The organism is Bradyrhizobium sp. CIR48, from assembly GCF_014198315.1.
In the GTDB taxonomy this organism is placed as follows: domain Bacteria; phylum Pseudomonadota; class Alphaproteobacteria; order Rhizobiales; family Xanthobacteraceae; genus Bradyrhizobium.
This window is the reverse complement of record NZ_JACIHG010000002.1, coordinates 680847-706399: the sequence shown is the minus strand read 5'-3', so window position 1 is coordinate 706399 and position 25553 is coordinate 680847. Positions and strand designations below refer to the sequence as shown.

The window sequence follows — 25553 nt, the reverse complement described above, 5'->3', positions numbered from 1 at the left end:
ATCGCCTTGACATCCAGGCTTTGGCCGCTATGTTTCGCGCAACCTTTGGGAAGCCGGGCGCCCGCCATGCGTAACATTATTACCAAACTCCTTATCGCCGTCGTACCCAGGCACACCGCCGGGGGTGGCTAGCTGCCACCCACATGACAGGCGGTGTGCATGGGCCCTCTTCGGGGCCTTTTTTATTTCCCGAACCAGACACGAACGAAGCCGCTGACAACAGCGCATCCGGAGCAAGCCAATGAGCGACAAGAGCCACGATCCGAACCAGATGACCGGCGCTGCGATGATCGTTCGCGCGCTCATCGATCATGGCGTGACCGACATTTTCGGCTATCCCGGCGGCGCGGTGCTTCCGATCTATGACGAGATCTTTCAGCAGAGCGAGGTCCAGCACATCCTGGTCCGCCACGAGCAGGGCGCCGGCCACGCCGCAGAAGGTTATGCGCGCTCGACCGGCAAGCCGGGCGTTGCGCTGGTGACCTCCGGCCCCGGTGCCACCAATATGGTGACGCCGCTCACCGACGCGCTGATGGATTCGATCCCGCTGGTCTGCATCTCCGGCCAGGTGCCAACGCATCTGATCGGCAACGACGCGTTCCAGGAATGCGACACCGTCGGCATCACGCGTCCCTGCACCAAGCACAATTGGCTGGTGCGCGACGTCAACGATCTCGCCAAAGTGCTGCACGAAGCCTTCTACGTCGCGACCTCCGGCCGTCCCGGCCCGGTGCTGGTCGACGTCCCCAAGGACGTGCAATTCGCGACCGGCACCTATCATCCGCCGCGCAAATCCGACGTGCACCGCTCCTACGCGCCACGCGTGAAGGGAGATGCGACGCAGATCCGCAAAGCCGTCGCACTGCTGGCCCATGCCAAGCGCCCCGTGATCTACAGCGGCGGCGGCGTCATCAATTCCGGCCCCGAGGCGACCAAGCTGCTGCGCGAGCTGGTCGAGGTCACGGGCTTTCCGATCACCTCGACACTGATGGGCCTCGGCGCCTATCCGGCGTCGGGCAAGAACTGGCTCGGCATGCTCGGCATGCACGGCACTTATGAAGCCAACATGACGATGCATGATTGCGACGTCATGCTGTGCGTCGGCGCGCGCTTCGACGACCGCATCACCGGCCGCGTCGATGCGTTCTCGCCGGGCTCGAAGAAGATCCATATCGACATCGACCCGTCCTCGATCAACAAGAACATCCGCGTCGACGTGCCGATCATCGGCGATTGCGGCAACATCCTCGGCGACATCCTCCAGGTGTTCAAGGCCGAGGCGAAGAAGCCCGACATCAAGGCGTGGTGGCAGCAGATCGCGCAGTGGCGCGCCCGCAACTCGCTCTACTACCGGAAGAGCAACGAGGTGATCCTGCCGCAGCACGCGATCCAGAGCCTGTTCGAGGCGACGCGCGGCAGGGATACCTACATCACGACGGAAGTCGGCCAGCACCAGATGTGGGCGGCGCAGTTCTTCGGTTTCGAGGAGCCGCATCGCTGGATGACCTCGGGCGGTCTCGGCACCATGGGCTACGGCCTGCCGGCGGCGGTCGGCGTGCAGGTTGCCCATCCCGACAGCCTCGTCATCGACATCGCGGGCGATGCCTCGGTGCAGATGACGATGCAGGAGATGTCGACGGCGGTTCAGTACGAGCTGCCGATCAAGATATTCATCCTGAACAACCAGTACATGGGCATGGTGCGGCAGTGGCAGCAGCTGCTGCACGGCAACCGCCTGTCGCATTCCTACTCGGAGGCGATGCCGGACTTCGTCAAGCTCGCGGAGGCCTATGGCGGCGTCGGCATCCAGGTGCACAAGCCCGGCGATCTCGACGGCGCCATCCAGGAGATGATCTCGGTCAAGCGCCCGGTGCTGTTCGACTGCCGCGTTGCCGCGCTCGAAAACTGCTTCCCGATGATCCCCTCGGGCAAGGCGCACAACGAGATGCTGTTGCCGGAGCAGGCCAACGACGAGGCCACCGCCAAGGCTTTCGCCGGCGGCAAGGCGCTGGTGTGAGGCCATGTTCGACCTGACCGAGCTCGAGCGCGCACATGCGATCGTGGGGCAGGCGGTGCCGGCAACGCCGGCGCACGCCTGGCCTTTGCTCGCCGAGCGGCTCGGCGCGCAGGTCGTGGTCAAGCACGAGAACCACACGCCGATCGGGGCTTTCAAGGTGCGCGGCGGGCTGGTCTATCTCGAGCGGCTGAAGCGCGAGCGGCCGAAGACATCCGGCATCATCTCGGCGACGCGCGGCAATCACGGCCAGAGCCTGGCGTTCGCGGCGAGCCGCCACGGCGTGCCCGCAGTGATCTACGTGCCGCGCGGCAATTCGGCCGAGAAGAATCGCGCGATGAAGGCCTTTGGCGCCGAGCTCGTCGAGCATGGCGAGGATTTCCAGGCCGCGCGTGAGGAAGCCGAGCGCCGCGCGCAGTTTGCCGGGCTCCATATGGTGCCGTCGTTCCATCCCGACCTTGTGCTCGGCGTCGCCACTTATGCGCTTGAGCTGTTCAAGGCGGCGGCGGACCTCGACATGCTCTATGTGCCGATCGGGCAGGGCTCCGGCATCTGCGGCTGCATCATGGCGCGCGACCTGCTCGGCCTGAAGACCGAGATCGTTGGCGTGCAGTCGACCGAAGCTCCGTCCTACGCGCTGTCGTTTGCGGCCGGCAAGATCGTGACGACCGAAACCAGCAACACGCTCGCCGACGGCATGGCGACGCGCATTCCGGACGCCGAGGCATTCACGCTGATCCGCAAGGGTGCCTCACGCATCGTAGAGGTCACCGACGCTGAGGTCGCGGCCGCGATCCGTGCGCTCTGGACCGACACGCACAATCTCGCCGAAGGCGCGGGAGCAGCCGCGCTCGCCGCGGCGCTTCAGGAAAAGAGCAAGTTGAAGGGCAAGCGCGTCGGTCTCGTGCTGTCCGGCGGCAATATCGATTTCGATCTGTTCCGCCGTTGGGTCGGGACGGACGCGTCAGCGATGGCGTGAGGAAGAGACAAGAGGGGACGACAATGAACCAGCCCGCATCCGCCTACTTCATCGAGGATCGCCACGATCCCAACGAGACGCATACGCTCTCGGTGCTCGTGCAGAACGAGCCGGGCGTGCTCGCGCGCGTCATCGGCCTGTTCTCGGGCCGCGGCTACAACATCGAGAGCCTCACGGTCTCGGAGACCGAGGCCCAGAAGCACCTGTCGCGCATCACCATCGTCACGACGGGTACGCCGATGGTGATCGAGCAGATCAAGCACCAGCTCGACCGCATGATCCCGGTCTACCGGGTCGTCGACATGACCCAGACCAAGCGCTCGATCGAGCGCGAGCTGGCGATGGTGAAAGTGCGCGGGCAGGGCGAGCATCGGGTCGAGGCGCTCAGGCTCGCGGATGCGTTCCGCGCCCGGGTGATCGACGCCACGACCGAGAGTTTTGTGTTCGAGATCACAGGCAATACGGACAAGATCAATCAATATATCGACCTGATGCGCCCGCTCGGCCTCGTCGAGGTGTCGCGCACCGGCGTTGCCGCGATCGGCCGCGGGCCTGAAGGGATGTGAACCATGCTGGCGCGCGACTGGTACTATAACGAGCGGAACCGGATGGGGATCGAGCCCGCGGTGGCCTCGATCTACGACGCCCACGACGATGCCGATCTGCGGGCGCGCGCCGCGCTGAAAATGCTGGGAGTCCAGCGCGGCTGGCGCATCGCCGACATCGGCTGCGGCAACGGCGTGCTGGCGACCGAAGCCGCACTGCTGGGCGCGGAGGTGGACGCCATCGACATCTCGCCGGCAATGCTGGCGCTTGCCGAGATCTACGCGCGTGATCGCAAGGCGCCCGTGCGCACACAGTCCGCCGGCCTGCTCAGCTTCGCCTATCGGCCGGAATCCTACGACCTGATCGTCAGCGAATTCACGCTGCACCACCTGCCGGATTTCTGGAAGGCAGTGGCGATGTCGCGAATCTATCGTGCGCTGAAGCCGGGCGCGAGCTTCTATCTGCGCGACATCGTCTATGCCTCCATGCCCGATGCGATCGAGCGCGACGTCGAGCAATGGGCCGACTACCAGATCAAGAACCACGATTTTTCGCGCGAAGGCGTCGTCACGCATATGCGCGACGAATACTCCACCTTCGGCTGGGTGATGGAGCGGATGCTGACCGACGTCGGCTTCGCGCTGGTCTCGGCCGATTACCACGCACCGATGCACGGCACCTATCTGCTGCGCAAACCAAGAGCCGGCGAGCAAGGCTAGACGACAACAACAGGGCTGCACGACAGGGCAGAACCGAGAACAACAATGAAGCCGGCCGATATCCTCATCGCCATCCTGGTGGCGATCATCTGGGGACTTGCCTTCGTGGCGAGCCGGATCGCGCTCGACGAGCTTTCGCCGGAGCTGATGACGGCGCTGCGTTTTTCCATCGCCGCGTTGCCGTGCCTGTTCATCCGCAAGCCCAAAATCGCCTGGTCGCTGCTGATCGCAATCAGCTTTATGCTGTTCCTCGGTCAATTCCTGAGCCAGGCCTATGGTATCGCCCATGGCGTGCCGGTGGGGCTGACCAGCGTCGTCGTGCAGAGCCAGGCGCTGTTCACGATCGGCTTTGCCGCGATCGCTTTTGGCGAGCGGCCGACGCCGATGCAGGCGCTCGGCGTTGGTATCGCTGCGATCGGCCTTCTGATGATCTGCGGTACGGTCGGCTATGATTTCAGCGTCGCCGCGTTTGCGGTGCTGATGATCTCGCCGATCAGCTTTGCCGTCGGCAATCTGCTGCTGCGCGGTGCCCGCGGCGTGCCGATGTTCGACCTGTTCGCGTGGTTGTGCCTTGCCGCGGCCGTGCCGCTGTTCGTGCTGGCGCTGATCGCCAATGGCCCTGCGCCGACATGGATATCGCTGAGCCACATAACGCTGACAGCGGCTCTCTGCATGCTGGCGCTTGGCGGCATCTCGACCAGCATCGCCTATTGGCTCTGGGGCCGGCTGCTGCGCGACTATCCCGCCGCGCAAGTGGTGCCGTTTGCGCTGCTGGTGCCGTTCGTCGGCTCGGCCGCCTCCAGCATCGTGTTCGGCGAGCGGTTCGGACCCTTGCGGCTCGCCGGCATGCTGACCGTGATCGGTGGTATCGCGGTGATGGTGCTGGCGAAGCGGCCCAAGGCGTTACCCGAAGAACCGTTGCCGAAAACGGCGTGAGGTGAGCATGTCCCAGTCGCTGCTCTATGCCTTCCTGATCTTCATGGTCGTGATGTACTTCACGCCCGGGCCGAACAACATCATGCTGCTGTCCTCGGGCCTGACCTACGGCTTCCGGCGCACCGTCCCTCACATCGTCGGCATCGTCCTCGGCTTCGCCTTCATGGTCGCCGCCGTCGGCCTCGGGCTCGGCTCCGTGTTCCTGGCCTACCCGATCCTCCAGACCATCCTGAAATATGCCGGTGCGGCCTATCTGATCTATCTTGCCGCCGCGATCGCCATGTCCGGCCCGACCAAGCCGGGCGAGGGGGATGGCCGCGGCCCGATGACCTTCTGGGGCGCGGCGATGTTCCAATGGATCAATGCCAAGGGCTGGGTGATCGTCATCGGCACCATCACCGCCTATGCGGCGATCGCCCAATTTCCGCTCAACATCGCGATCCAAACCGTGATCAGCCTGATCGTCGGCACCGTCTCGACCGTGGTCTGGGCCCTGTTCGGCTCGGCATTGCGGCCGGTCCTGACCTCGGAGCGGCTGGTCCGCGCCTTCAATATCCTGATGGCGATCCTGCTGCTGGCCTCCCTCTACCCCGTTTTCATGGATGCATGATGTCGCGGATTTCCATGCAGAAACGGGTTTCCCAGCCGGCTGAAAATGCTCTAGACAGCCCCCGAAATCCGCAAATTTCACCGTCCAAGACTTGAGCAGTCGGACCTGACCAACGGCCGATTCTGGCCCCTAACGAGGAAACGACCCATGCGTGTTTATTACGATCGCGACGCCGACCTGAACCTGATCAAGGGCAAGAAGGTCGCCATCGTGGGCTATGGCAGCCAGGGCCACGCCCATGCGCTCAACCTGAAGGATTCCGGCGTCAAGGACGTTGCCATTGCGCTGCGCAAGGATTCTGGCTCGGTCAAGAAGGCGGAAGCCGCCGGCTTCAAGGTGATGGAAGTCGCCGAAGCCGCCAAATGGGCCGACCTCGTCATGATGCTGACCCCGGACGAGCTCCAGGGCGATATCTATCGCGATCACCTGCACGACAACATGAAGAAGGGCGCCGCCCTCGTGTTCGCGCACGGCCTCAACGTCCACTTCAACCTGCTCGACCCGCGCGCCGATCTCGACGTGCTCATGATCGCGCCGAAGGGCCCCGGCCACACCGTGCGCTCGGAATATCAGCGCGGCGGCGGCGTGCCCTGCCTGATCGCAATCGCCAAGGACGTCTCGGGCAACGCCCATGACCTCGGCCTGTCCTACGCCTCGGCTGTCGGCGGCGGCCGCGCCGGCATCATCGAGACCACCTTCAAGGAAGAGTGCGAGACCGATCTTTTCGGCGAGCAGGTGGTGCTCTGCGGCGGCCTGGTCGAGCTGATCAAGGGCGGCTACGAGACCCTGGTCGAAGCCGGCTACGCTCCGGAGATGGCCTATTTCGAGTGCCTGCACGAAGTGAAGTTGATCGTCGACCTGATTTATGAAGGCGGCATCGCCAACATGAACTACTCGATCTCCAACACCGCGGAGTACGGCGAGTACGTCACCGGCCCGCGCATCGTCACCGCCGAGACCAAGGCCGAGATGAAGCGCGTTCTCGCCGACATCCAGGGCGGCAAGTTCGCCCGCGACTGGATGCTCGAGAACAAGGTCAACCAGACCTCGTTCAAGGCGACCCGCGCCAAGCTCGCTCAGCACCCGATCGAGGAAGTCGGCGCCAAGCTGCGCGACATGATGCCCTGGATCAAGAAGGGCGCGCTGGTCGACAAGTCGAAGAACTAAGTCGTCTCCCGAACGCAGCGCATCACGCAGGTGGTGCGCTGCTGATCCGGGGGCCATTCCGGCTCCTGGGTCCCGGCTCTGCGCTCCGTTTCGCTGCGCTTGTCCGGGACATGGGCAAAAATCCAAGGCATGATCGCGGGAACTCCAGGGGAGGAAGACCATGCGATCTGTCGTCGTCACCGGTGCGTCCACAGGCATCGGCTGGGCTACTGCCAAATTCCTGATCGGGCGCGGCTATCGCGTGTTCGGCAGCGTCCGCAAGCAGGCCGATGCCGACCGGCTTCAGGCTGAGTTTGGCGCCAATTTCACGCCGCTGCTGTTCGACGTCACCGATGAGGCCGCGGTCCTCGCTGCTGCGCGAAAAGTTCGCGAAGCGCTGAACGGTGAGACGCTGGCCGGCCTCGTCAACAATGCGGGCATCGCCGTCGCCGGTCCCGTGCTCGAATTGTCGGCGGATGATTTCCGCCGCCAGATGGACATCAACGTCATCGGCCCTGTCATCGCGACGCAGGCGTTCGGGCCGCTGCTCGGGGCCGACCCGTCGCTGAAGGGGCCGAAGGGGCGGATCGTGATGATCAGCTCGGTCGCAGGAAAGAACGGCAATCCGCTGTCGGCGCCCTACTGCACCTCCAAGCACGCCGTCGAGGGACTGTCGGAAAGCCTGCGCCGCGAATTGATGCTGTTCGGCATCGACGTCATCATCGTCGCCCCCGGCGCGGTGAAGACGCCGATCTGGAGCAAGGCCGAGCAGATCGATCTCTCCGTCTACCAGAACTCGCCCTATCTCCCGGCGCTCAACAAGGTCATGGCCTTCATGATGGACCTCGGCGCGAAGGGCCTGCCGGCCGAGCGGATCGCCGAGATCGTGTTCGAGGCGCTGACCGCGCCGAGCCCCAAGGTGCGCTATCAGATCACGCCCGACCCGCTCCGCCATCTGATCGGTGCCGTACTGCCGAAACGGACGGTCGACCGGATCATCGCCAAGCGGCTCGGACTGCTGCCGCAGTAAAGGCGGGCGCTTCAGCCCGCCGCAACGGTCTGCCCGCGCGGGTGGCGGGCCATCGCGATCATGCGCAGCGTCATCACGATCAGCAGCGGAATGAGGAACGCGGCATAGATCGGCATCGCCGGCACGCGCTTGCCGAACGACACCATGAACTGGAACCAGAGATAATAGCCGCCGACCAGGTGCAGCGTACGCCAGGCGCGGCGCCCGATCAGCGCGGCGGCGCGGTCGAACGAGGTTGCGCTCATCGCGACGATGAAGCCATAGCCGATGCCGCCGAAGATGTAGGAGACGGCCGAGGTCGCCTCGGCAAAGCCGGCAGGATCCATCCAGGCGAAAACAACGATCGCAACCGCGTGGATGGCGTGGGAAGCCGCAAAACTGAGGCCGAGATAGCGGCGGTTGCGGCGCTGCCAGCGGGTCCATGCGTTGGGCCAAAGCCGCGCCATCGCTGCGGCGCTGAAGGCTAGGCAGAACAGCAGCAGGGAGCTGCGTGCGGTGAAGCGGATCACCATCCGCACGCCCTCGACCTCGAATTGCCGCATCGAGGCGATCCACATGCTGAGAAGGATCAGGCTGAGGGTGAGGGCGGCGAGCAGCCGCCAGCCTTCGAACCAGCTTTGACGTTGCAGCATGGTGATCTTCCTCCGTTATGTAATCATCGATTACATTTCGGCGCCGCGCGGCGGTCAATGGTGTAATCACCGCTTACATTCACGTTCGGGTGATGCTAGGAAGCACCATGTCCGCCCGCCAGCCGTCCAAGCCGCGCGCCCGCCGCCCTGCAGCCCAGGCCAGGCCGTATCACCACGGTGACCTCCGCCGTGTCCTGATCGATGCTGCGCTGCAATTGGCGGCGGAGGGAGAGGAGGTCTCCGTCCGTGAGGCCGCGCGCCGGGCCGCGGTATCGCCGGGCGCGCCGTTCCGGCACTTTCCGAACCGCGATGCACTGATGGCGGCGGCGGCCGAAGAGGCGCAGCGGCGTTTCCGTGCCGAGATCGAGGCCGCGCTGAGCGAGGCTCCGGCGGCCGGCCCGCTTGCCCGTTTCCGTGCCTTTGGCCTTGCTTACCTGCGCTGGGCGATGCGCAATCCCGCCCATTTCGAGATCATCTCCACCGGGCGCTATTTCGCCCATGGCAGCTCCGCGGAATTAACGCGCGACAATGCCGAGTTGATCGCGCTGACCGAGGGAATCCTGGCCGAGGCGGCGGAGCAGGGCCTGCTGCGGTCGGCGGACCTCAAGCGCATCCAGATCGCCGGTCGCGCCCTGGTCTACGGCTTCGCCCGGATGAATCTCGATGGCCACTTTCCGCGCTGGGGCGTCGAGGAGGGCGCGATCGAGCGGATGGCGGAAGGCGTGCTCGACCTCTTCATCGCCGGCATCGCAAAGCCTTAACCGAGCGAGCGGCTCGGCCCGCCGCCGTGCGGGCTTCGCCGGTCACTAACAATAAGCGAAGGTCGGGTCACCGCATGCGTTGCCTGTCCTTGACCGTTCCGTTACAGTTTTATGACACGGTGCAGGCTTCCGGCTGCTCCGGACGCCCCGTCACCGTCTCGAGGACCAGACGGCCTGGCATCACCGCGCCGGACTTGAAGTATAGCGTGTCGTCGATGGCGTCCGCGCCCAATCCAGGTCCTTCTGCCACGACCGCCGTGCTGGCGAGCGTCGCCGCGCTCGGCATCTGGCGGCTGCTCGCGGTTGCCGCGCCGCATCTGGCCGCGCTCGCGCTGATGTACCAGACCGAGACCGATTTCGGCTCGCGGCTCTCCTTCGCGCTGGCCTGGGGCATTCTCAACTTTTTCTGGATCACGCTGCTGCGCCGGCCGGCGCTATCAGGCGCGCTGTCGCTGACCATGGTCGTCGTGCTGGTGCTGCTGTCGCGGCTCAAGCACGACGTCGTCCAGATGACGGTCAACTTCATCGACCTGATGATGATCGACCGCGACACCGTCGCGTTCCTGTTCACGATCTTCCCGAATTTGCGCTGGTCGGTGATCCTGGCCGGCTTCGTCACGCTGCCGCTGATGTATGCGCTGTGGTGGCTCGATCCGTTCCGCATCCGCCGTCTGCCGGCGTTCGCCTGCAAGCTGGCCTGCCTTGCCGCGCTGGTCGGCTATTCGCTCTATCATCCGGACGAAGCCTGGCGCGGCTATTACGACGACGGCTATCTGTCGAAATTCTTCCGCTCCGGCGTCAGCTCGGTCTCCGATTTCGTGCAGTACGGTTTCATGGAATCGGCCGCCGCGACCAACGAGCGCCTCAACATGCCGCTGGTCGATTCCTGCCATCCTGCCGGACGCCGGCCGAACATCATCATGATCCATGATGAATCGAGCTTCGACATCCGCGCCGCCCAGGGCATCAAGGTGCCGCAGGGCTATGGCAGCCACTTCAAATCCTGGGACGGCAAGCAGCGCACGTTCCTGGCCGAGAGCAATGGCGGGCCGAGCTGGTTCACCGAATACAACGTGCTTGCAGGCCTCTCCTCGCGCTCGTTCGGCCGCTTTGCCTATTTCGTGACGCGCATCGCCTCGAACCGCGTCGAGCGCGGGCTGCCGCTGGCGCTACGCCGTTGCGGCTACGACACGATGTCGCTCTATCCCGCCCATGGCGGCTTCATGGCCGCGCGCAGCTTCCAGCTGACGACAGGCATCGAACGCTTCCTCGACGCCAAGGATCTCGGCGCCAAGGACGTCGAGCCCGACGGCTTCTTCTACGACAAGGCGCTCCAGCTGATGGGCCAGCAGCCGCCCAACAAGCCGCTGTTCACCTTCATCTATCTCGGTGCCAATCATTTCCCGTGGGAGACGCGCTTCCGTCCCGACCTGCTGCCGACCTGGCGCGCGCCGGGCAATGTGCCGTCCATCGACGAATATCTGCGTCGGCAGGCGATCAGCGCCGAGCAATACAAGGCGTTCGTCGCGGGCCTGAAGAAGACGTTCCCGGGCGAGCCCTTCCTGATCGTGCGCTATGGCGATCATCAACCCGAGTTCGCGCCTGCTATCCTCGAGCCCGGGCTCGACGAAGGCGCTCTCGGCAAGAAGCTGGACGCCTACGATCCGCGCCTCTACGCAACCTATTACGCGATCGACGCCGTCAATTTCGAGCCGGTGAAGAGTGCTGCCGTGATGGACACGATCGACGGCCCCTATCTGCCGCTGGTGATCCAGGAGGCCGCCGGCATCCCGCTCGATCCGTCCTTCGCCGAGCAGAAGGAGATCATGCTCCGCTGCAAGGGCGTGTTCTACAGCTGCAAGGACGGCGTCGAAGCGCGGCGGCTGAACCGCCTGCTGATCAACGCGGGGATCATCAGGGGACTGTAGGCTCTACCGCCATCCTGAGTGGGCATAGCGACTTGTCCGCCGTAGCTCGAAGAGCGAAGGCGGAAGCGTGCCCACCACCTCTCACACGCATCCAGCGACCGTGGGCACGGCGCTTGCGCGCCTTTGCCCACCCTACGAAATCTCAACCTACCGCCCGCCCACCTTCTCCCACAGCCACTTCGCCACCGCATCCGGCGAGGAATTCGCGTCATTGCCGCTGGCGCGCAGATTCGCCTCGCGCATAGTGGCGATGTCGATCTTGCCGAGCAGCGGTTGCAGCGCTGTCTTGAGCCGCTCATCCCCGGCGCGCTTCGGTGCGAGCAGGAGGATCGCGTCGTAGGGCGGAATCGCGTGCCTGGGATCGTCGAGCGCGACAAGATCGTATTTCGCGATCAACCCGTCGCTGGTGTAGCCGGCGATCACGTCGACTTCGCCGCTCGCAACCGCTGCATACATGAAATCCGGCTGCATCTGGCGCTGGGCGCGGAACGAAAGGCCGTAGGCCTTTTGCAGCGCCGCCCATTCCGGCCGCGAGAAGAACTCGTAGTCGCCGGCAATCGATAGCGTCGATGCGTGCGCCGCGAGATCGGCAATGGTCCGGATGCCAAGCGCTTCGGCGCGCTTCTTCGGAAGCACCAACGCATAGGCGTTCTCGAAGCCGAGCTCGCCGAGCAGGGTGATGTTGTCCTTTGCCAGGCTTGCCTTCAAATCCGTCAACAGCTCTGCGCGCGGCTTGATGTCGGAGCGATGCAGCTGATTGGCCCAGAGCGTGCCGGAATAATCGACATAGAGATCGATGTCGCCGGCCTTCAACGCCCCGAAGATCACGCTGGAGCCGAGGCCCGAGCGCGTCGTCGCGGGCAGACCGGCGGCCTGGAGGCGGTCCCTCAGTAGCGCCGACAGCACATATTGCTCGGCGAAGGTCTTGGCGCCGACGACATAGCCCTGCGACGAGCGTCCCATCGTCGGCACCAGCGTTGCAGCGACCAGCGCCGCGATACCGGCTGCGCCGAGCGCGGTGCGGGCGCGGCTGCGCTGGCGCAGGCCGCCCTCGATCAGGCCGAGCAGCTGATCGACGGCGAGCGCCAGCAGCGCCGAGGCAAAGCAGCCGAACAGCACGAACACCCAGTTCTGGGTTTGAAGCCCGGCAAAGATGTAATTGCCGAGGCTGGTCTGCCCGATCGGCGTCGACAACGTCGCGGTGCCGATCACCCACACCGCGGCGGTGCGGATGCCCGCCATCATCACCGGCAGCGCCAGCGGCAGCTCGACCATGACGAGCGACTGCCGCGCGGTCATGCCGACGCCCTTGGCGGCCTCGATCAGCGCGGGATCGATGCCGTTGAGCCCGGTGATGCCGTTGCGCAGCACTGGCAGCATCGAATAGAGCGCCAGCGCCAGCATCGCCGGCAGGAAGCCGAACGCCGAGAAGGATACGCCGAACCAGGCCAGCGTCACCGAGGCGGCCAGCAGCAGCAGCGGATAGAACAGCGCGAGCAGCGCCAGGCCCGGCACCGTCTGCACGATGCTGGCGATCGCGAGCAGGATGGCTCGCGGCGCCGGACGGCTGCGCGTCAGGATCGCCAGCGGCAGGCTGACGGCAAGGCCAAGCGCGAGCGCGGCGAGACTGACCCGCACATGATTGCCGAGATAATCGGGCAGATGCGCCAGCGCCTCGCCCCAGCGTGGATCGGAAAACAGGCTCATGCCGCACCGCTTTGCGGCAGCAGCGCGTTCAGCCGCTCGACCTGGCGCCGCGGCGTACGCAGCAGCTCCAGCACGTAAGCGTCGCTGCTGTTCGAGAGCTCGGTGGGGGTGCCCTGCGCGAGCAGCTGTCCGCTGCGCATCACCGCGATGCGGTCGGCGAGCAGGATCGCCTCCGTCATGTCATGCGTGATCATCACGGTGGTCAGGCCGAGCTTGCGATGCAGCGAACGATAGTCGTCGCCGAGCGCATCGCGGGTAATGGGATCGAGCGCGCCGAACGGCTCGTCCATCAGCACGATGCGGGGCCTTGCCGCCAGCGCCCGCGCCACGCCGACGCGCTGGCGCTGGCCGCCGGAGAGCGCCTCCGGCAGACGGCTGCGATGCGCGTCACGATCGAGCTGCACAAGCTCCAGCAGCTCGTCGACGCGCGCTGCAATATCGGCCGCCGGCTGGCCCAGCAGTTTCGGCGTGATCCCGATATTGTCGGCAACGCTCAGATGCGGAAACAGCCCGCCGCTCTGGAACACGTAGCCGATCCGCCGCCGCAGCGCGACCGGATCGACGCTTTGCACGTCCTCGCCCTCGACCGTGATGGTGCCGCCCTCGGCCTCGATCAGCCGGTTGGCGAGCCGCAGCAGCGTGGTCTTGCCGGAGCCCGATCCGCCGACGATCGCCACAAATTCGCCCTCGGCGATGTCGAGCGACAAACCGTCCACGGCCTTCAGCAGGCCGAAGCTCTTGGTGACGTGGGCATAGCTGATGGCTGGCTTGGAAGGCATCGCAGGTAAGCTCGCTTTTCTCTTACCCTCCCCTGGAGGGGGAGGGTCGATCGCGCGCTGCGCGAGCGGGGTGGGGTGGTCTCTCGACACGGGCAGTGTTGGACGTGGAGAGACCGTCACCCCACCCCGTCTCACATTTCGCTGGCGCTCATGTGAGCCGACCCTCCCCCTCCAGGGGAGGGTAAGAGCGCGGCGACGCCCATGCGTAGCACGCTTGGCGGCTTGATTGAACTTGGCCGCGCGAGCGGCTAAGGCATCGGGCCAAGTTCGGAGGGAATATATGTCAACGCCAACGGCAGTGGCGCTGGAAGATGCCAAGGTTGCGTTCCGGCTTGGGGACGGGCGGGTCTATACAGCGGTGGAAAAGGCCCACCTCACAGTGGCGCAAGGCGAGTTCGTCGCCATCGTCGGGCCCACGGGCTGCGGGAAATCGACGCTGCTCAACGTCGCGGCCGGGCTGCTGAAGCCGGCCGCCGGCAGCGTCAGGATTTTCGACCGGCCGCTCGCGGGGCTGAACCGGGATGCCGGCTACCTGTTCCAGGCCGACGCGCTGTTCCCGTGGAAGACCGCCCTCGACAATGTCGCGATCGGGCTGGAGATCAAGGGCACGCCGCGCGCCGAGGCACTGCCGCGCGCGCAGAAATGGCTGACCTCGGTCGGCCTTGGCGCGTTCGCGGGGCGCTATCCGCACATGCTCTCAGGCGGCCAGCGCAAGCGTGTGGCGCTGGCGCAGGTGCTGATCCGCGATCCAAAAATCCTCTTGATGGACGAGCCGTTCGGGCCGCTCGATGCGCAGACCCGCCAGGTGATGGGCAACCTGCTGCTGGACCTCTGGAACGCCGACCGCAAGGCCGTGCTGTTCGTCACCCATGATCTCGAAGAGGCGATCGCGCTCGCCGACCGCGTCGTGATCATGTCGGCCGGGCCGTCCTCGCGCATCATCGGCGACTGGCAGGTGAGCCTGCCGCGCCCGCGCGACATCTTCGAGGTGCGACTGGACAAGGAGTTCCATGCGCTCCACCGCGAGATCTGGAGCGTGCTCAAGGACGAGGTGATGAAGGGCTACGCGCAATCCACCCAAGCGGCGGAGGCGGTCTGATGTCGCGCCCGACGCTGTTCGCGCTGCAAGTCCTGGTCGCGGTCGTCTGCATCGTGCTGTGGCAGGTGCTGTCGACCGTTCCCGTGTTCGGCAAGATCCTGCTGCCGCCGTTCTTCTTCTCCAACCCGTTCGACGTGTTCAGCCAGATCGTGAAGTGGTTCTCTTCCGGCGTGATCTGGAAGCACCTCGGCATCACGTTGGCGGAATCGATCCTCGCCTTCGTGATCGGTTCGCTCGGCGGCGTGCTGGTCGGCTTCTGGTTCGCGCGCCAGCCGATTGTAGCGGCAGTGTTCGACCCCTACGTCAAGATGGTCAACGCGCTGCCGCGCGTGGTGCTGGCGCCGATCTTCGCGCTGTGGCTGGGCCTCGGCATCTGGTCCAAGGTCGCGCTCGGCGTGACCTTGGTGTTCTTCATCGTGTTCTTCAACGTCTATCAGGGCGTCAAGGAAGTCAGCCGCACCGTGCTCGACAATGGCCGCATGCTCGGCATGAGCGAGCGGCAGCTGATGCAGCACGTCTATTGGCCCTCGGCGCTGTCCTGGATGTTCTCCTCGCTGCACACCTCGGTCGGCTTTGCCGTGGTCGGCGCGGTCGTCGGCGAATATCTGGGATCGGCAGCGGGCCTTGGCTATCTCATCCAGCAGGCGGAGGGCGTGTTCGACGTTGCCGGCGTGTTCGCCGGCATGTTCGTGCTGTCGGCCTTCGTGATCCTGATCGACTATGGGGTCACGCTGGTGGAGCGGCGCCTGTTGGTGTGGCGGCCGACCGCATCGGATGGGCGCGGCTAGGGTGCGAGGCGGGACCCGCGTATCGGCGCGGGCCCCAATCGCGAAGCCTCAATCCAGCAGCTTGGTGTCGTCGGGTGCCTGCGGCGGTGTCTTGATTGCGATCGCCTTGACCTGTCCGCTGATCGGCTTGGTGCCGCCATGCGGCGTGCCCTTCGGGATGATGACGAGGTCGCCCGGCTTGACCGTGACTTCCTTGTCGCCGAGCCAGATCGTGCCGGTGCCGTCCAGGATGTACTGGATCTCGTTGGTGTTGGGATGCATGTGCTTGGGCACATTGCCGACCTGGATCGAGATCGTGGCGCCGTCGGCGCTCGCGAACATTTTTGAGCGGTAGCCGACATTGTTGGCGGCGCCGAGCGCATCGCCTTCCATCTCGCCGGTGTGGATGATCTGCGCGGTGATGTTCTCGGCGGCCAGCGCCGGCCGGAGCAGCTGGTTCGCGCCGCATCCGGCGGCAAAGGCGGCGGCGATCGACAGCCCGATTGCAAGGCGATTCATGGATGATCCTCCCCATCACGAGTTTGTTGTTGTACCCGCATGCTATTGCGCCAAAAGGCCGATGGCCAGTGCCTTGGGCCACGCTTCTCAAGCCCGTCGCGCTGCTCTATGGTGCCGCCGGCCGAACGGAGGAAACCAATGAAGAACACGATTGCCAGGCTCGCCGCGGCGCTGCTCGCGCTGACGCTCACCACCGGATTTGCCGCGGCGCAAAGCAAGGTCACCATCGCGGTCGGCGGCGGCTCCTGCCTGTGCTATTTGCCGACGGTGCTGGCCAAGCAGCTCGGCGAATACGAGAAGGCCGGCCTCGATGTCGAGCTGGTCGACCTCAAGGGCGGCTCGGACGCGCTCAAGGCCGTGCTCGGCGGCAGCGCCGACGTCGTGTCCGGCTATTTCGACCATTGCGTCAATCTGGCGGCCAAGAAGCAGGAGCTCCAGGCTTTCGTGGTCTATGACCGCTATCCCGGCCTCGTGCTCGTGGTCGCGCCCTCGCGCACCAACGACATCAAGTCGGTCAAGGATCTCGCCGGCAAGAAGGTCGGCGTCAGCGCGCCCGGTTCCTCGACCGACTTCTTCCTGAAGTACATGCTCAAGAAGAACGGCGTCGATCCGACCAGCGCCGCCGTGATCGGCGTCGGCCTCGGCGCCACCGCGGTCGCCGCGATGGAGCAGGGCCAGATCGACGCGGCCGTGATGCTCGACCCCTCCGTCACCGTGCTGCAGGGCAGCCACAAGGATCTGCGCATCCTCTCCGACACGCGGACGCAGAAGGACACGCTCGAGACCTTCGGCGGCGAATATCCCGGCGGCGCGCTGTACTCGACCGCGGCCTGGGTTGCCAAGCACGAGAAGGAGACACAGGCGCTCACCAACGCGATCCTCGCCACGCTCGCCTGGATCCATTCGCACAGCCCTGAGGAGATCATGGCGAAGATGCCGGAGGAGACGGTCGGCAAGAACAAGGATCTCTATCTCGCCGCGCTGAAGAACACGATCCCGATGTACTCGGAGACCGGCAAGATGGATCCGAAGGGCGCGGATGCCGTGCTCGCGGTGTTCAGCGTCGGCTCGCCCGAGGTGGCGAACGCCAAGATCGACGTCAGCAAGACTTTCACCAACAAGTTCGTCGAGCAGGCCAAGAAGACCACGGGGAACGCCAAATAGCTGACGCGAAGGCGTGATAGACGCCCCCTCATGACGTCACCGATCATTCATCGCGTCACGACGCTTGCTCTTGCCGTGCGGCCGATCGTCTGGCCGTTCGCCGAGGAGCGTCGCGCCGAGATCGCGGCGCACTTCGCCGAGAAGCAGCGCGAGCGGCCGAAGATCTGGAACGGCCGCGTCCTGCTCGGGTGCCATCCCGTATTCACGGACGGCCATTTCGCCTCGACCTATTTCGAGACCGATTTCGCAAGCTTCCTTGCCTGGCGCGACTGGGGCTTTCCCGGCGCGCCCGTGTTCAACGGGTTTGGCATGGGCGCGTTGCGCACGTCCGACGGCGCCTTCCTGATGGGCGAGATGGCGCAGCACACCGCGAACGCAGGCCGCATCTATTTCCCGTCGGGCACGCCCGATCTCGACGATGTCAGGGATGGGATGCTGGACATTCCCGGCAGCGTCGTCCGCGAAATTCAGGAAGAGACCGGCTTGACGGCGGCGGACTATCGGGCCGAGCCGGACTGGTATTGCGTCGTCAGCGGCCCCACGATTGCGATGATGCAGGTGCTCAACCTCGATATGCCCGGCGACGAGGCTCGCGCCCGGATCGAAACCAATCTCGCCCGTGAGCACGAGCCGGAGTTGTCGGCGATTCATCTCGTGCGCGGGACGGGTGATCTCACGCCGACCATGCCGCGATTTGTCACGGCCTTTATCGAGCAGCAGTTCGCCTCGCGCTGATGCGCGAGGCTTGACATCCCTGCGCTCTGCCCATGTGATGGGGGCAACCAAAAGCAAGACGAATGCAATGCACAATCGTCCAGGGAGGTTTTGATGCGCCTGCGCATGGCTGCCCGATTGGTACGTGGGCTGGTGATCGCGATATCCGCGACGAGCCTGGCGGTGGCCGCCCAGGCCCAGGACAAGAAGATCAAGATCGGCGTCGTTTTTGATTTGACCGGACCTCTGGCCGGCGGCGGTTCCGAACTCGGCTATATCGGCGCAAAGATCATCCTCGACCATTTCGCCAAGACCGGCGTCGAAGGCTACAAGATCGAGGCGGTCTATGCCGATGCGCAGAGCAAGCCCGACATCGCCATCAACGAATCCGTCCGCCTGCTCGAGCAGGAGAAGGTCGACATGGTGCTCGGCTTCTTCTCCTCGGCGCAGTGCGTGCCGGTGGCTGCCCGCGTCGAGCAGCTCAAGAAGTTCATGTGGATGACGACCTGCATCTCGTCCGCCGTGTTCAACGAGAAGGGCTACAAATACGTCTTCCGCCCGCAGGCGAGCGGCGACCAGTTCGGCATGATGACGATGGATTTCATCGCGCAGAACGCCAAGGCGAAGTTCGACAAGGAGCCAAAGGACCTGCGCGTCGCCATCATCCACGAGGACGGCGCCTATGGCGTCGACGTCTCCAAGGGCAACGAGGCAGGCGCGAAGAAAGCCGGCTTCAACGTCGTGATGAAGGAGGGCTATTCGGCGACCGCGCCCGATCTGTCGGCGCTGGTGACCAAGCTCAAGCGTGCCAAGCCCGACGTGATCTTCCACACCGGCTACAACCCCGACATCACGCTGCTGCTCCGCCAAGCCCGCGAGCAGGGCCTGAAGTTCGGCGCGCTGATGGGCCATGGTGCGGGCTACGGCGTCTATGAGAAGCTGAAGGAAGGCATGGGGGCCGACGCCACCTACATCTTCAACGCCGACCCGATCTCGATCTGGCTCGCCAACCAGAAGACCATGGATCCGAAGCTCCCGCCCGTGATCAAGATGGTCGGCGAGGAGTTCGACAAGATCCGGCCCGGGGTTGCCATCCGCTCCGCCCATGTCGGCATCGGCGCGTCCAACACTTACGTGTTCATGGCCGACGTGCTGCCGCGCGCGATCAAGAAATATGGCGGTGTCGATCCCGAGGCGCTGCGCAAGGCGGCGCTCGACACCGACATCCCCGAAGGCGGCACCATGCTCGGCTTCGGCGTGAAGTTCTACGGCGAGGGCAGCCCCATGGCCGGGCAGAACGAGCGCTCGTTCCCCGTCGTGATCCAGTACATCGACGACAAATCCTCCGTGGTGTGGCCGAAGAGCCAGGCGCAGCGCGAAGCCGTGCTGCCGCTGCCGAAAGGCACCACCTACAGCAACCAATAGCGGCGGAGTGCTCTGGTGCTGGAGGTCAGTGGGCTGGTGAAGCGGTTCGGCGGCTTCACCGCCGTCAACAACGTGTCGTTTCGGGTTGATCAGGGCGAGATCCTCGGCCTGATCGGGCCGAACGGTTCGGGCAAGAGCACGATCTTCAACATGCTCTCCGGCACGCTGGCGCCGACATCGGGCTCGATCGTGTTCGGCGGCACCGAGATTGCGGGCCTCGCACCGCACCGGATCATCAACAGCGGAATCGGCCGCACCTTCCAGATTCCGCGGCCGTTCCGGCGCCTGACCATCTTCGAGAACGTCGCGCTCGCCGGCTTTTACGGCCAGGGCCGCCACAGCCGCATCAAGGCCGAGGAAGCGGCCGAACGGTCACTCGCGATGGTCGGTCTGCCGACCGATCGCCATGCCAGCGTCGACGGTCTCGGCGCAGCGGGGTTGAAGAAGCTCGAGCTTGCGAAAGCGCTCGCCACGGCGCCAAAGCTGCTGCTGGCCGACGAGAGCCTCGGCGGTCTCGACGAAACCGAGATGGATCAGGCCGCCGACATGTTGCGCAACATCCGCGACGAGCTCGGCATCACCATCATCTGGGTCGAGCACATCATGGGCGTGCTGATGCGCGTCGTCGATCGCGTCATGGTGCTCGATCACGGCGAGAAGATCTCGGAAGGCTTGCCGAGCGCGGTTGCGGGCGATCCGCGCGTCATCGAGGTCTATCTCGGCACCGATGCCGAGACCACGCAGGCCGCGGCCGCCGAAGCGCGCCGCCGCGCGGGAGGCTAGGCATGCTGGAGCTCCGCGCGGTCAATGCCGGCTATGGCACGTTCCAGGCGCTGTTCGATGTCAATCTCGACGTGAAGGCCGGCGAAGCCGTCGGCGTCATCGGCCCCAATGGCGCCGGCAAGACCACCCTGATGCGTGTCGTCTCCGGCCTGATCCGGCCCTCGCGCGGCTCGATCCGGATGGAGGTGACCGACGTCGTGGCGACTCCGCCGCACAAGATCGTCAGCCTCGGTATTGCGCATGTGCCGGAAAACCGGCGGCTGTTTCCGCAGCTCTCGGTCGACGACAATCTCAAGATGGGCGCCTTCATGAAGGAGGCGCGCAGTCAGTATGCCGAGCGGCTCGAAGTGGTGTTCGACCTGTTTCCACGCCTGAAGGAACGGCGCCACCAGATGGCCGGCACCATGTCCGGCGGCGAGCAGCAGATGTGCGCGATCGGCCGTGCGCTGATGTCCAATCCAAAGCTGCTGCTGCTCGACGAGCCCTCGGCCGGCCTCGCGCCGGTCGTGGTGCAGCAGGTGTTCGAGCTGGTGAAGCGGATCCGCGCCAGCGGGCTGACCGTGCTGATCGTGGAGCAGAACGTGCAGCAGGTGCTGAAAGTGGTCGATCGCGCCTATCTGATCGAGGCGGGCACCATCCGGGCATCCGGCACGTCCGCCGAGATGCTGGCGAGCGACACGGTCAAGGAAGCGTATCTCGGGGTGTGAGGGGCATGCAGGCATTCTTGGACGTCTTCGACATCTATCTGCTGGAGGCCGTGATCAACGGCATCCTGCTCGGCGGCGTGCTGGCGCTGCTCGCGCTCGGGCTGAACCTGATCTTCGGCGTGATCGACGTGACCTGGATCTGCTATGCCGAGCTGGTGATGATCGGCATGTACGCCATGTATTTCATGGTGCAGTATTACGGCGTCAGCTATTTTGTCGCCGCGCCCTTCACCATCCTGCTGGTCGCGATCCTCGGCGCGGCGCTGCATTACCTCGTGATCGCGCCGCTGTTGACTGCGCCGCCGATCAACCAGCTGCTTGCGACCGGCGGCGTGCTGTTCGTGCTGCAGAGCTTTGCCACCGTCGCCTTCGGCATCGATTTCCGCAATCTCGGCATCCGCCTGCCGGTGCTCGCCCTCGGCGACATGAATTTCAGCTACGCGCGGCTACTGTCGTTCCTGGCCGCGCTGGTCGGCATGGTCGCCGTCTATCTGTTCATGACGCGCACCTTTACCGGCACCGCGATCCGCGCCATCTCGCAGGACCGGCAGATCATGGCGTTGATGGGCGTCGACACCAAGCGGATCTATCTCATCACCTCCGCGCTCGGCGGCGCGCTCGCGGGGCTCGCCGCCTGCCTGCTGGTGCTGCAATATGACGTGCATCCCTTCGTCGGCCTGTCCTTCGGGCCGATCACCTTCCTGATCTGCGTGCTCGGCGGGCTCGGCAATTTCATCGGCGGCTTCATCGCCGCCTTCGTGTTCGCCGAGATCATCTCGCTCGGCGGCCTGTTCTCCGACCTCGAATGGGGTTATGTGCTCGCCTTCGCCTTCTTCATCGTCATGATGTTCATCCGGCCCGCGGGCCTGCTCGCGAGGCGCCGATGATGGGGCAGGGGCGGCTTGCGGCATGGGGGATTGGGCTGGCGGCGCTGGTCGCGCTGCCCTTCGTCTATCGCGATCCCTATCATCTGCACATCCTGGTGCTGATCCTGATCTGGTCGTTCGCCTACACGTCGTGGTCGATGATGGGGCGGTTCGGCCTCGTCTCGCTCGGCCATGGCGGCTTCATGGGGATCGGCGCCTATGTCACCGCGCTGCTGTGGAATCACCTCGGCGTGTCGCCCTGGATCGGCATTCCCGTCAGCATGGTCGCTGCCGGCGCACTGGCGCTGATCGTCGGTTATCCCTGCTTCCGCTTCCGCATCACCGGACACTATTTCGTGCTGGTGACGCTGGCGCTGTCGGGCATCGTGCTCCAAGTCATCACGGCGACGCGCGACTACACCGGTGGCTCGCTGGGCTACACGCCGAATCGAACCTCGGGCAACAAGCTGCTGGCACTGCAGTTCGACGACAAGACGACCTGGTATCTGATTGCGCTCGGAGTCTGGCTGTTCGGCATCGTGGTCTGGCACTGGGTCGACCGCAGCATGAGCCGCTACGCGCTGGAGGCGATCTCGGAGGACGAGGACGCAGCCGCTGCCGCCGGCGTCGACGTCACCGCGGAGAAGCTGAAGATCACGCTGCTCAGTGCCCTGATGACGGCGCTCGCGGGCGCGATCTACTGCCAGTACCAGATGTTCATCACGCCCGACACCGTCAGCGGCATCGCGGTGTCGCTGCAGATGGTGTTCGCGGCCATCGTGGGTGGCCTGTTCGTCTCGCTCGGTCCGACCTTTGGCGCCGTGATCACCATCCTGCTGGCGGAAACCCTTCGCATCGGCTTTGGCACCAAGGCGGTCGGCTGGGACAATCTCGTCTACGGCGTGCTGCTGGTCCTTTTCATCATATTCCTTCCCAAGGGCATCCTTGGTAGCTTGCTCGACCGACTGAAGCCGCAACGCAAGGTGCCCCGCGCTCATGAGCAAGAAGCCGTCCAAATCGCTCGCCCAGGAACTTGACCGCTACATCACGCCGTTCCGCTACGATGGATCGGGCAAGTTTCATCTCAAGGCGCACAAGACCGACGAGAAGGGCGATCTCGACAAGGAGAAGGCGCTGGCGATTCTCGACGCCAACAAGAAGCGGCTGATCGGGTTTCAGGAGAAGCTCTATGCCCAGGACCGCTGGTCGCTCCTGATCGTATTTCAGGCCATGGACGCCGGCGGCAAGGACAGCGCCATCAAGGCGATCTTCGAGGGCATCAACCCGCAGGGCTGCGAGGTGACCGCCTTCAAGGCGCCGAGCAAGAACGAGCTCGACCACGATTTCCTTTGGCGGCACGCGGTCGCGCTGCCCGAACGCGGCCATATCGGCATCTTCAATCGCTCGCACTACGAGGAATGCCTCGTCACGCGCGTTCATCCGCAACTTCTGGCCAACGAGAAGCTGCCGTCAAAGCTCCTCACCAAGAACATCTGGAAAGAGCGGTTCGAGGACATTGCCGCCTGGGAGCGGTATCTCTGCCGCAACGGCACCGTGGTGCTGAAGTTCTTCCTCAACGTCTCCAGAGAGGAGCAGCGCAAGCGCTTCCTCGACCGGCTGGAGGAGCCGGCCAAGCAATGGAAGTTCTCGATGGACGACATCAAGGAGCGCGCGCTGTGGCCGCGCTACCAGGCGGTCTACCAGGATATCGTCCGGCACACCTCTACGCCGCATGCGCCGTGGTATGTCGTGCCGGCGGACCACAAATGGTTCGCGCGCGTCGTGATCGGTTCGGTGATCAATGCCGCGCTCGAAAAGCTCGACCTGCGTTTCCCCCGCGCCGACAAGGCCTCGGTGGCGGAGTTCGACGAGGTGCGCAAGGCCTTGGAGAAAGAGGGGACGGGAGGCAAGAAGAAAGCAAAGTGACAGCCAATCGGACCGCCGACCGCAAGACCATCAATTTCGCGCTCCAGGGCGGCGGCGCGCACGGCGCCTTCGTCTGGGGCGTGCTCGACCAGGTGCTCGAAGACGGCAGGCTCGCGATCGAGGCGGTCAGCGCGACCAGTGCCGGCGCCATGAACGCGGTGGCGATGGCTTCCGGCATGGCGCACGGGGGCGCGGAGGCCGCGCGGGAGAGCCTGCACGCATTCTGGTACGAAGTGTCTCGCATGGACATGGCATACGATTTGATGTCGCCGCTGAACCAGTGGATCCAGGCCCTGAAGCTGCCGCCGGAATATCATCCGGTTCACGCCGTCATCCACACGTTGACGCACACGCTGCCGCCGGGTCTGCTCAATCCCTTTCATTTCAATCCGCTCCGGTCGCTCTTGCAGCGGGTCGTCGATTTCGACCGGCTCAATTCCTCGCCCGAGGCACCGCAACTGTTCCTGAACGCGACCAACGTCCGCACCGGCAAGATCAAGGTATTTCAGAGCCCGCATCTCACCGCAGATACCGTGCTGGCCTCGGCCTGCCTGCCGCCCTATTTCCAGGCCGTCGAGATCGACGGCGAGCATTATTGGGACGGCGGCTATCTCGGCAATCCCGCGATCTTCCCGCTGATCTACCGCAAGGGCAGCCACGACGTCGTCGTCGTGCAGGTCACGGCGATCCGGCGCGACGAGCTGCCGACGAGCGCGGCCGACGTCCTCCATCGCATCAACGAGATCAGCTTCAATTCGTCCCTGATGCGTGAGATGCGCGCGATCGCCTTCGCCACACGACTGATCGACGATGGCGAGCTCGACAGCGGCAAGCACAGCCGCATGTACATGCACTGGATCGGCAACGACCAGCTGATGTCGCAGCTCGGCACGGCCACGCAATTCCATCCCGAATGGAGCCTGTTGTGCCGCCTGCGCGACGAGGGCCGTTCGGCGGCGCGAAGTTGGCTGGCGCGCAACTTCGACCAGGTCGGGATGGCCTCGACGGTGGACCTGGCCGACATGTTTCTCTAGGCCTCAGACAAAAACTACGAAAACAACCCCATGCACAGTAGCCGGGCGCAGCGAAATCAATGGCTTGCCGGCGGGTGTCGTATGAATGTGGATTTTGCGAAATGGACTTGATGCGTCGGGCAAAACAGATGCTGCGCCAAACCCTGCGGAACTGACGCCTCCAATTGTGATCGCGCGCTTGTCGATCCCGCTTGACAGTTTTGTGGCACAGGAGGAGCATTCCGCTGGTCGCAAACAAGCGACGCGCAACGTCCACCTCATGAGCAAGGGGAGGTCTATGACTCCACCTCCGCAAATCCAGCCGCGTTAAGTGCGATGGAGCTCGTTCGGACTATCGCATAGCGGCGGAAACCGCGAACGGCACGCCGGGTCAAGGTTTAGCGGGCTGCATCAGTGAGGCAAAGCCCCTACCTTCCCGGCGCTGTATTTTGCATCACATCGATCGTGTCCGGATGGCCGTGACGAGGCTGACCGCGACAGGTGATTTTGACATCCTGCTTTTCTCCTCCACCTTCCTCCTTGCCGTCATTCCGGGCCGCCTCCCGGAATGACGGAGACTGTTTGCATGGCAGGTCGGCTGACCCGAGCGCGTCTCGAAGGATGGCCGCAGCGCACTTGCCAGGCCACTGACCTGCGCCGATGTTGCGGTTCCCCGATCTTCGCATTGCGGCAAATGCCAAGAGAATGTCGCCTCAAAGGCCAACTTCCGACACAGGCCGGAGGCGAATAGCTGCGATCCGACATGACGCATGTGCTTCGGCG

At 64.6% G+C, this 25553-nt stretch carries 25 protein-coding genes; 21 read left to right on the top strand and 4 right to left on the bottom strand.

Annotated elements, in window-relative coordinates; translation table 11 throughout:
* Nucleotides 1-241 precede the first annotated feature (241 nt).
* The 8 genes from GGD66_RS09725 (at nt 242) to GGD66_RS09690 (ending at nt 7980) form a co-directional block, all read left to right on the top strand.
* On the top strand, nt 242-2017 hold the full coding sequence (locus tag GGD66_RS09725; RefSeq protein WP_183257519.1) for an acetolactate synthase 3 large subunit: 1776 nt from the start codon (nt 242-244) through the stop codon (nt 2015-2017).
* Between the two features lie 4 nt (nt 2018-2021).
* Nucleotides 2022-2993: a threonine dehydratase gene (locus GGD66_RS09720; RefSeq protein ID WP_092253331.1), complete on the top strand. Its 972-nt coding sequence runs from the start codon at nt 2022-2024 to the stop codon at nt 2991-2993.
* A gap of 23 nt (nt 2994-3016) precedes the next feature.
* The gene (ilvN, locus tag GGD66_RS09715; RefSeq protein ID WP_011089241.1) at nt 3017-3559 is read left to right on the top strand and encodes an acetolactate synthase small subunit; all 543 of its coding nucleotides are present in this window, start codon (nt 3017-3019) and stop codon (nt 3557-3559) included.
* 3 nt (nt 3560-3562) lie between these two features.
* Nucleotides 3563-4258, top strand: a complete 696-nt coding sequence (locus tag GGD66_RS09710) for a class I SAM-dependent methyltransferase (protein ID WP_091961418.1) — start codon at nt 3563-3565, stop codon at nt 4256-4258.
* A gap of 45 nt (nt 4259-4303) precedes the next feature.
* Nucleotides 4304-5194 (top strand): EamA family transporter, encoded by an 891-nt coding sequence (locus GGD66_RS09705; protein WP_183257518.1) that lies wholly within the window; start codon nt 4304-4306, stop codon nt 5192-5194.
* Between the two features lie 7 nt (nt 5195-5201).
* Nucleotides 5202-5804, top strand: coding sequence for a LysE family translocator (locus tag GGD66_RS09700; RefSeq protein ID WP_183257517.1), 603 nt, complete (start codon nt 5202-5204; stop codon nt 5802-5804).
* 147 nt (nt 5805-5951) lie between these two features.
* Complete coding sequence (ilvC, locus tag GGD66_RS09695) at nt 5952-6971, top strand: ketol-acid reductoisomerase (protein ID WP_018319725.1); 1020 nt, start codon at nt 5952-5954, stop codon at nt 6969-6971.
* Between the two features lie 160 nt (nt 6972-7131).
* Nucleotides 7132-7980: an SDR family oxidoreductase gene (locus GGD66_RS09690; protein WP_183257516.1), complete on the top strand. Its 849-nt coding sequence runs from the start codon at nt 7132-7134 to the stop codon at nt 7978-7980.
* 11 nt (nt 7981-7991) lie between these two features.
* On the opposite strand, the gene GGD66_RS09685 is transcribed toward GGD66_RS09690, so the two are convergent.
* On the bottom strand, nt 7992-8612 hold the full coding sequence (locus GGD66_RS09685) for a hypothetical protein (RefSeq protein WP_183257515.1): 621 nt from the start codon (nt 8610-8612) through the stop codon (nt 7992-7994).
* Nucleotides 8613-8719: 107 nt separating this feature from the next.
* On the opposite strand from GGD66_RS09685, the gene GGD66_RS09680 reads away from it, so the two are divergent.
* Entirely contained in the window at nt 8720-9373 is a 654-nt protein-coding gene (locus GGD66_RS09680; protein ID WP_246788798.1) for a TetR/AcrR family transcriptional regulator, read from the top strand.
* A 215-nt stretch (nt 9374-9588) separates the two neighbouring features.
* On the top strand, nt 9589-11301 hold the full coding sequence (locus tag GGD66_RS09675; protein ID WP_183257513.1) for a sulfatase-like hydrolase/transferase: 1713 nt from the start codon (nt 9589-9591) through the stop codon (nt 11299-11301).
* A 147-nt stretch (nt 11302-11448) separates the two neighbouring features.
* On the opposite strand, the gene GGD66_RS09670 is transcribed toward GGD66_RS09675, so the two are convergent.
* Entirely contained in the window at nt 11449-13008 is a 1560-nt protein-coding gene (locus tag GGD66_RS09670; RefSeq protein ID WP_183257512.1) for a glycine betaine ABC transporter substrate-binding protein, read from the bottom strand.
* Complete coding sequence (locus GGD66_RS09665) at nt 13005-13787, bottom strand: ABC transporter ATP-binding protein (protein WP_092253315.1); 783 nt, start codon at nt 13785-13787, stop codon at nt 13005-13007. Before GGD66_RS09665 ends, GGD66_RS09670 begins: the two co-directional genes overlap by 4 nt.
* Nucleotides 13788-14067: 280 nt before the next feature.
* Between GGD66_RS09665 and GGD66_RS09660 the strand changes: the two genes are divergently transcribed.
* Entirely contained in the window at nt 14068-14886 is an 819-nt protein-coding gene (locus GGD66_RS09660; RefSeq protein ID WP_018319733.1) for an ABC transporter ATP-binding protein, read from the top strand.
* A complete protein-coding gene (locus GGD66_RS09655; protein ID WP_183257511.1) occupies nt 14886-15674 on the top strand; it encodes an ABC transporter permease in 789 nt (262 codons plus the stop codon). Before GGD66_RS09660 ends, GGD66_RS09655 begins: the two co-directional genes overlap by 1 nt.
* A 48-nt stretch (nt 15675-15722) precedes the next feature.
* Here GGD66_RS09655 and GGD66_RS09650 read toward each other — a convergent pair whose 3' ends face one another.
* The gene (locus GGD66_RS09650) at nt 15723-16172 is read right to left on the bottom strand and encodes a cupin domain-containing protein (protein ID WP_028145436.1); all 450 of its coding nucleotides are present in this window, start codon (nt 16170-16172) and stop codon (nt 15723-15725) included.
* A gap of 138 nt (nt 16173-16310) precedes the next feature.
* Between GGD66_RS09650 and GGD66_RS09645 the strand changes: the two genes are divergently transcribed.
* From GGD66_RS09645 to GGD66_RS09605, 9 genes are all read left to right on the top strand, one after another.
* A complete protein-coding gene (locus tag GGD66_RS09645) occupies nt 16311-17336 on the top strand; it encodes an ABC transporter substrate-binding protein (protein ID WP_183257510.1) in 1026 nt (341 codons plus the stop codon).
* Nucleotides 17337-17366: 30 nt separating this feature from the next.
* On the top strand, nt 17367-18071 hold the full coding sequence (locus GGD66_RS09640) for an NUDIX hydrolase (RefSeq protein ID WP_092253309.1): 705 nt from the start codon (nt 17367-17369) through the stop codon (nt 18069-18071).
* A 93-nt stretch (nt 18072-18164) separates the two neighbouring features.
* Nucleotides 18165-19475 carry an ABC transporter substrate-binding protein gene (locus tag GGD66_RS09635; RefSeq protein ID WP_092253307.1) on the top strand — a complete coding sequence of 437 codons (1311 nt, stop codon included), beginning with the start codon at nt 18165-18167 and terminating at the stop codon, nt 19473-19475.
* Between the two features lie 15 nt (nt 19476-19490).
* Nucleotides 19491-20258: an ABC transporter ATP-binding protein gene (locus tag GGD66_RS09630; RefSeq protein ID WP_183257509.1), complete on the top strand. Its 768-nt coding sequence runs from the start codon at nt 19491-19493 to the stop codon at nt 20256-20258.
* 2 nt (nt 20259-20260) lie between these two features.
* Complete coding sequence (locus GGD66_RS09625) at nt 20261-20965, top strand: ABC transporter ATP-binding protein (protein ID WP_018319740.1); 705 nt, start codon at nt 20261-20263, stop codon at nt 20963-20965.
* 5 nt (nt 20966-20970) lie between these two features.
* Nucleotides 20971-21852, top strand: coding sequence for a branched-chain amino acid ABC transporter permease (locus GGD66_RS09620; protein WP_092253303.1), 882 nt, complete (start codon nt 20971-20973; stop codon nt 21850-21852).
* Nucleotides 21849-22868, top strand: coding sequence for a branched-chain amino acid ABC transporter permease (locus GGD66_RS09615; RefSeq protein ID WP_183257508.1), 1020 nt, complete (start codon nt 21849-21851; stop codon nt 22866-22868). Before GGD66_RS09620 ends, GGD66_RS09615 begins: the two co-directional genes overlap by 4 nt.
* A complete protein-coding gene (locus GGD66_RS09610; RefSeq protein ID WP_183257507.1) occupies nt 22828-23757 on the top strand; it encodes a polyphosphate kinase 2 family protein in 930 nt (309 codons plus the stop codon). Before GGD66_RS09615 ends, GGD66_RS09610 begins: the two co-directional genes overlap by 41 nt.
* Nucleotides 23754-24791 (top strand): patatin-like phospholipase family protein, encoded by a 1038-nt coding sequence (locus GGD66_RS09605; protein ID WP_183257506.1) that lies wholly within the window; start codon nt 23754-23756, stop codon nt 24789-24791. The genes GGD66_RS09610 and GGD66_RS09605 overlap by 4 nt, the downstream gene beginning before the upstream one ends.
* Nucleotides 24792-25553: the final 762 nt, after the last annotated feature.

Coding starts and splice junctions, on each gene's coding strand:
- GGD66_RS09725 (WP_183257519.1), top strand. CDS start 242: ATGAGCGACAAGAGCCACGATCCGAACCAGATGACCGGCGCTGCGATG.
- GGD66_RS09720 (WP_092253331.1), top strand. CDS start 2,022: ATGTTCGACCTGACCGAGCTCGAGCGCGCACATGCGATCGTGGGGCAG.
- ilvN (WP_011089241.1), top strand. CDS start 3,017: ATGAACCAGCCCGCATCCGCCTACTTCATCGAGGATCGCCACGATCCC.
- GGD66_RS09710 (WP_091961418.1), top strand. CDS start 3,563: ATGCTGGCGCGCGACTGGTACTATAACGAGCGGAACCGGATGGGGATC.
- GGD66_RS09705 (WP_183257518.1), top strand. CDS start 4,304: ATGAAGCCGGCCGATATCCTCATCGCCATCCTGGTGGCGATCATCTGG.
- GGD66_RS09700 (WP_183257517.1), top strand. CDS start 5,202: ATGTCCCAGTCGCTGCTCTATGCCTTCCTGATCTTCATGGTCGTGATG.
- ilvC (WP_018319725.1), top strand. CDS start 5,952: ATGCGTGTTTATTACGATCGCGACGCCGACCTGAACCTGATCAAGGGC.
- GGD66_RS09690 (WP_183257516.1), top strand. CDS start 7,132: ATGCGATCTGTCGTCGTCACCGGTGCGTCCACAGGCATCGGCTGGGCT.
- GGD66_RS09685 (WP_183257515.1), bottom strand. CDS start 8,612: ATGCTGCAACGTCAAAGCTGGTTCGAAGGCTGGCGGCTGCTCGCCGCC.
- GGD66_RS09680 (WP_246788798.1), top strand. CDS start 8,720: ATGTCCGCCCGCCAGCCGTCCAAGCCGCGCGCCCGCCGCCCTGCAGCC.
- GGD66_RS09675 (WP_183257513.1), top strand. CDS start 9,589: ATGGCGTCCGCGCCCAATCCAGGTCCTTCTGCCACGACCGCCGTGCTG.
- GGD66_RS09670 (WP_183257512.1), bottom strand. CDS start 13,008: ATGAGCCTGTTTTCCGATCCACGCTGGGGCGAGGCGCTGGCGCATCTG.
- GGD66_RS09665 (WP_092253315.1), bottom strand. CDS start 13,787: ATGCCTTCCAAGCCAGCCATCAGCTATGCCCACGTCACCAAGAGCTTC.
- GGD66_RS09660 (WP_018319733.1), top strand. CDS start 14,068: ATGTCAACGCCAACGGCAGTGGCGCTGGAAGATGCCAAGGTTGCGTTC.
- GGD66_RS09655 (WP_183257511.1), top strand. CDS start 14,886: ATGTCGCGCCCGACGCTGTTCGCGCTGCAAGTCCTGGTCGCGGTCGTC.
- GGD66_RS09650 (WP_028145436.1), bottom strand. CDS start 16,172: ATGAATCGCCTTGCAATCGGGCTGTCGATCGCCGCCGCCTTTGCCGCC.
- GGD66_RS09645 (WP_183257510.1), top strand. CDS start 16,311: ATGAAGAACACGATTGCCAGGCTCGCCGCGGCGCTGCTCGCGCTGACG.
- GGD66_RS09640 (WP_092253309.1), top strand. CDS start 17,367: ATGACGTCACCGATCATTCATCGCGTCACGACGCTTGCTCTTGCCGTG.
- GGD66_RS09635 (WP_092253307.1), top strand. CDS start 18,165: ATGCGCCTGCGCATGGCTGCCCGATTGGTACGTGGGCTGGTGATCGCG.
- GGD66_RS09625 (WP_018319740.1), top strand. CDS start 20,261: ATGCTGGAGCTCCGCGCGGTCAATGCCGGCTATGGCACGTTCCAGGCG.
- GGD66_RS09620 (WP_092253303.1), top strand. CDS start 20,971: ATGCAGGCATTCTTGGACGTCTTCGACATCTATCTGCTGGAGGCCGTG.
- GGD66_RS09615 (WP_183257508.1), top strand. CDS start 21,849: ATGATGGGGCAGGGGCGGCTTGCGGCATGGGGGATTGGGCTGGCGGCG.
- GGD66_RS09610 (WP_183257507.1), top strand. CDS start 22,828: ATGAGCAAGAAGCCGTCCAAATCGCTCGCCCAGGAACTTGACCGCTAC.